The sequence below is a fragment of the Spirochaetota bacterium genome (assembly GCA_035477215.1).
GTDB lineage: Bacteria > Spirochaetota > UBA4802 > UBA4802 > UBA5368 > MVZN01.
In genome coordinates this window covers 1-4,758 of sequence record DATIKU010000039.1, presented here as the reverse complement: position 1 = coordinate 4,758, position 4,758 = coordinate 1, and the positions used below count along the sequence as shown (strand labels likewise).

At 54.4% G+C, this 4,758-nt stretch carries 7 protein-coding genes; 3 read left to right on the top strand and 4 right to left on the bottom strand.

The window, feature by feature from the left end:
- Positions 1-359 precede the first annotated feature (359 nt).
- The 4 genes from VLM75_09095 to VLM75_09080 form a co-directional block, all read right to left on the bottom strand.
- A complete protein-coding gene (locus tag VLM75_09095) occupies positions 360-677 on the bottom strand; it encodes a hypothetical protein (protein HSV97076.1) in 318 nt (105 codons plus the stop codon).
- A 220-nt stretch (positions 678-897) separates the two neighbouring features.
- The gene (locus VLM75_09090; protein ID HSV97075.1) at positions 898-1,791 is read right to left on the bottom strand and encodes a hypothetical protein; all 894 of its coding nucleotides are present in this window, start codon (positions 1,789-1,791) and stop codon (positions 898-900) included.
- Positions 1,784-2,230 carry a membrane protein insertion efficiency factor YidD gene (gene yidD / locus VLM75_09085; protein HSV97074.1) on the bottom strand — a complete coding sequence of 149 codons (447 nt, stop codon included), beginning with the start codon at positions 2,228-2,230 and terminating at the stop codon, positions 1,784-1,786. Before yidD ends, VLM75_09090 begins: the two co-directional genes overlap by 8 nt.
- Positions 2,187-2,903, bottom strand: coding sequence for a hypothetical protein (locus tag VLM75_09080; GenBank protein HSV97073.1), 717 nt, complete (start codon positions 2,901-2,903; stop codon positions 2,187-2,189). Before VLM75_09080 ends, yidD begins: the two co-directional genes overlap by 44 nt.
- A 240-nt stretch (positions 2,904-3,143) precedes the next feature.
- Here VLM75_09080 and VLM75_09075 point away from each other — a divergent pair, with 240 nt between their 5' ends.
- The 3 genes from VLM75_09075 (at position 3,144) to VLM75_09065 (ending at position 4,701) form a co-directional block, all read left to right on the top strand.
- A complete protein-coding gene (locus VLM75_09075) occupies positions 3,144-3,797 on the top strand; it encodes a CsgG/HfaB family protein (protein ID HSV97072.1) in 654 nt (217 codons plus the stop codon).
- A gap of 21 nt (positions 3,798-3,818) precedes the next feature.
- A complete protein-coding gene (locus tag VLM75_09070) occupies positions 3,819-4,376 on the top strand; it encodes a tetratricopeptide repeat protein (protein ID HSV97071.1) in 558 nt (185 codons plus the stop codon).
- A 127-nt stretch (positions 4,377-4,503) separates the two neighbouring features.
- On the top strand, positions 4,504-4,701 hold the full coding sequence (locus VLM75_09065) for a hypothetical protein (protein HSV97070.1): 198 nt from the start codon (positions 4,504-4,506) through the stop codon (positions 4,699-4,701).
- Positions 4,702-4,758: the final 57 nt, after the last annotated feature.

Here is a 4,758-nt window from a genome sequence, read left to right as displayed (position 1 = left end):
GAGCAGGGCGGCGTCATCTTTCGAGCATTGAACCACGGTGATAATGCACGCGAGAACAGTGATGGAAATGAAAACGGTTTTTTTGTCGGATCGTTCCATAAGAGTCCCGCCTTCCATTATTGATGCTGCACGTATCAATGTCGCAATGGCAACGCTATCGGGGAATTCAGATAATCCGGTACCGCAGCAGGTCTATTCATCAGAAAAACGACTCGCTGTCAACATTATTCCGCAAGTATCATGGAACGACCGCGGTCTATTAAAGAAAACCGATTCAATGAGTGAGAAGCGGTAAAGCGCAAGTATCGCGTAAGCAAAAACCCGCCTTTCGGCGGGTTTTAAAACCGGTCGAGGGAATCTTATCGGGCCTTGGTGTTGATGGCGGTCCCTTCGACCTCAAAAATTACCCAGAAACCATAGACCTTCTGGTAGACAACGCCATCGATCAGAGCATCGGCACCGGGTTCCTTGTGGATGGCCCTGTCGAGAGCTTCCTTCAGGTTCGGGGGGCCCAGGTACATGCACTTGCCGTCGGATCCTTTAACGCGCTTTCCGACCTTGCCCTTTATGTCGGTGTTCTTGGAGCTGATCACCGTGAAGTCGACCATGCGATAGGTGCATGCACTGAAAGAGAATGCTACAAGCAACAGCACAATGAGTACTAAAAACTTTTTCATTAGAAAAACCTCCTTAAATGAAGTTAAACTACTTACTATATATCCCTCTCTCTCTTGGCTATTATAGAGGGGGTAACCCAATCTTTATTGATAAGTATATAACACCTATCAGATATAATGTGGAATTCCTATCTATTATAGTTGTGAAGATAATGAAGATGCTTAGTCCTCTTTAATGATGTTTAGAAAGCGATAAACGATTAAAAATGTCAACAAATTATTATTCTCTCGCATAACCGCTTAATCCGAATGGAAATCGTACCGACAATGTAGCCTTATAATCGTTTTCGCTCCGGCGGTTGTACAGCCCGGCATCCTGCCAGGCGCTCGTTATGTTGCCGGCGTACCAGCCTGCCTCCAGCGCGCCGAAGAACACGGCGTAGCCCCAGGCCTGGCGATGGATCGAATAGGCGGTGAGCCCTCCGAAGACGGCATTGAGAAAAAACGAGCCCCAGGCATTGCTCCAGTTTCCGGCATAGGCGTGGCCCGCGCCGGGAAGGAGCGCGCTCAGTATCGCCGCGCCGGCCGGGGACTTCTTCCGGAAATCGGGGCGGTCGTTCAGCATGTCCGTTATCTCGCGAAGCCTTTCGCCGTCGGATGCCGGGAGCTCGTACGCGCCGGACGACAGCGCGCCGAACACCTTTGCCGCCGCCTCCCAGTTGCCCGCGTTGATATGCGACCAGCCGGTGATTTCGGCGACGCGCGGCGAGCGCTCGAAGAGAGGCGAGTTTTCCGCCTCGAACGCCGCTTCGTTGAACCTGCGCTGGAAATAGAGGGCGCGAAGGTATTGCGTGAAAACCTCGTCGGGCGCGATGGCGGAGACGGGCCCCGCTTTGAGCAGGTGGCGGAATTCCGCTTCCGCATTCTTCGGGTCTCCCGCTTCGAGCCTGGAGCGGGCTATCCAGTAGATATAGCGGTTTTCCACGGAGCGGTCGGCCGTCTTCTCGGCTCTGTACCGGAGAAACAGGTACTGCCTGGCCGCCTCATCGAAATGGCCGGACTGAAAGAGGTGGCGCGCGTAGTCTTCATCCCGGTCGGCCGCGGAGAGCGGGGTGACGAGCAGCGTCCCGATCAGTATCGCGATCGACGTTATTGTTTTGAATGATTCAGTCAAGGGGATCATCCGCCCGCCAGCGGTCTTCGTCCAGTTTCGCGGCGGGGTAATTGCCGCTGGAATATGCGCTTGGATTACAGCGGATGAGCCGCGCCGCCGACAGGGGGACGCCAACAACAACGCCGTGGCGCGATACCGCCTGTCGGGCGTACTCCGAGCAGGTGGGGTGAAAGATGCACTGCCTGTTGTCGACCGGACTGATGAACCGCGCGTAAAAGGCGAATACCAGCTTTCCGATGAGAGACGAAGGTCCTGTCTTTGCCGGGTGTACGAGGATTATTCCCGACCGGTAGAATGCGGCATCTTCGCCCGGTGGCGTCGCGGCATGTTCATGCGCAAGGATCGGAATGGACAGGGCAAGAAGCCCGGAAAAAAGCACCCCGTTCCAGAGCGTCTTACGGATTGATCTTCCGAAAAAACCTGTCATCGATTTCATCATTGATTGAAATCTCGCTGAGCTTGACGTTAATGTAAACATTGGGCGTTACGAAAACGGTGGTCTTCATCGTTGCTGGGAGGCTGATATCCCTGATCGTAACGAAATCCGAGAAGACCGTTCGTTTATTGAGGTTTCCTTTGTAAAAGTAATCTATCGAGGTGACGCCCGTCGCATTGAAGTGAACCGCGATGCGAGCGGCGGGATCGCGAAGCGAGACCCCCGTTAGAGGCGAGGCCAGGTCGCGGTAACCCTTTTTGAACGCTGGAAAGGAATAACGGCGCATGAGCAGATTGACGGGATCGTGAATGATGTCGAGGAAAAACTCCTCGAGAAAGATTATGTGCGCCGGGGAAAGATCTGTGAGCTTTTTCCGGACTTCCTTTTTCTCGCTGAAGTCGTAATTGACGTACGCGTCCCTGTTGATGATGTAAACGGATCTCTCCGGGGTGAGATGATCGAAGCGTCGCCGGTTCCTTCCGTCCATGAGGATCCTTCCCCGCGTGTCGGCGCGGCCCTTCTGGTTGATAATGCTGCTTTCGACACGGACGGAGAGGGTTCGGATATTGTTGAAATTGGTCTCGATTTTCTGGAAGTCGGACGTCTGTTCGCCGGCTCCGGCAAGCAGGGGAACCCCCATGGAGCAGGCGAGGATCATCTTCATTATTTTTTTCATCTATTGGTCCTGTTTTTTTCGGGAGATGCCGGAACCGATTTGCAGTACCACTTTTAATCTCCCGGCGGATGCGATTGTCAACGTATTTTTGAAAAGACCCGTTGAAAATTATCTTGCAATAATGACGCCGCGCCCGGTACCCTTGAGCTTCGGATTTGCCCGTTGAACAACCGGAGGATGAACGGTCTTTCCCGGGGCGTCACGCCGACAATAATGATTAAATGGTGGAGAGAGATAAAGATGAATAAATCGCTCGTACGTTATTTCGGCATTCTGGTTTCGGTTTTTATTATGGTTTTTTCAGTCTCGTGCGCGAGCGGAGGATACAAGGGCTATCAGGGCCCAAAACAGGTGGTGGCCGTTTCGGTGTTCACCAACGCGACCAAGCAGAAACTCGGCAAGGAGTTCCTCGGCGCGCTGACGGACCATTTCATGACCGAGCTCATAAAGAGCGGACGCTTCAGCGTTGTGGAACGCCAGAGGCTGGAAGAGATACTCAAGGAGCACGAGCTCGGCATGACCGGTTTATTGAAGACGAGCGACGCCATTCAGATCGGCAGACTCCTGCAGGCGCCGTACATCATCATCCCCTCTATATCGAACTTCAGCGCCGAAAAGAGCCAGCTGCTCGACGACACGGTGTTCGGTTATAACCGCATCAATATCAAGATACTTGTCAACTGCCGCGTCATCTCCACGGCGAGCGGGGCTTCCGTCGGCGCGGCGAACGCGATCAACGACACGACACGCAACATCGTGAGGGTGAGCCTTGATTCGCAGACGAGCATCGTAAAGTACGGCGGGAGTTTCGAAGACCTGGATCCGGCGGTAAAGGAGGAGCTTATGAAGGCCGTGCAAATGATGACGCAGGACCTGTACCGGCAGAATTTTTAGGGAACGGGGACAACTCATACCGTGAAAACAATCGCCGGAACCATCGTTTCCGCGGCTTCAACGGCGCTTGTGTGCATCGTGCTGTCGGTGCCTGCATTCGCCTCGGATTCCGTGCCCGAGGCTATCGCAACGATGGACGAGGACGATGTGGTTCTAAATGCGCGGGGTATCGGATATCTCCGGGAGAACGATCTTGAGGCGGCGGAACGGTGTTTTTCCGAATCAATAAAAAAGAATCCGACCATAAAACACTACTACAATAACCTCGCGGTGACCTGCATGCGCAGAAAGGAATACGCGCGTGCATATGAGCTTTTAAAAAAAGCGGTTTCGATGGATCCGCGGTACGCCAAGGCGCTTTCCAACATGTCCATTACCTGTTTCTACCTCTCGAGATTCTACGAGGCCTACGGCTATTACATGCAGGCCCGTAACGCCGACCGGGTGTATATCGACGAGCGATTCGAACGCTCGCGTGTTATCGAGCGGATTAAGGAGCTGCAGCGCGAGAACCCCGGCAACGACGATTACCGCAAGATGCTCGACCGCCTGCGCTCGCAGGACAAGGCCCTGCAGTAGGCCTGCCCTCACCGCCTGAAACCCTCAACCGAAAGACAAATATCGCGAGCCATACGAGGGACCGGGCGGCAAAAAAAGCGCGTTTCCGTTGCTCGTATTCCGCTTTCACACGGAAAGCGATCACCTGGTGGGCGTTGCCCCCGGGGACTTTACCGCCCCGGACATCGCGTCAAAGATCGCCGCGGCGAAACCGGGCAGGCCTTTCGACGCCTCGATCGGGGTGGTGGCGTACCGTTATGGAGACGGGGCCGCGTTCAATTATTCGCCGAAGGAAAACAGGCTCACCGTGCACTGCCGGGTGATAAAATTCGTCCCGCGGCCCTGAACGTCGCACGCGGCTATCGGAAAGAATCCACGCAGTTTACGCACATCTCGCGCAGGC

Excerpts from the sequence above, each read along its gene's own strand:
- VLM75_09095 (HSV97076.1), bottom strand. The coding sequence starts at position 677 with ATGAAAAAGTTTTTAGTACTCATTGTGCTGTTGCTTGTAGCATTCTCT.
- yidD (HSV97074.1), bottom strand. The coding sequence starts at position 2,230 with ATGATGAAATCGATGACAGGTTTTTTCGGAAGATCAATCCGTAAGACG.
- VLM75_09080 (HSV97073.1), bottom strand. The coding sequence starts at position 2,903 with ATGAAAAAAATAATGAAGATGATCCTCGCCTGCTCCATGGGGGTTCCC.
- VLM75_09075 (HSV97072.1), top strand. The coding sequence starts at position 3,144 with ATGAATAAATCGCTCGTACGTTATTTCGGCATTCTGGTTTCGGTTTTT.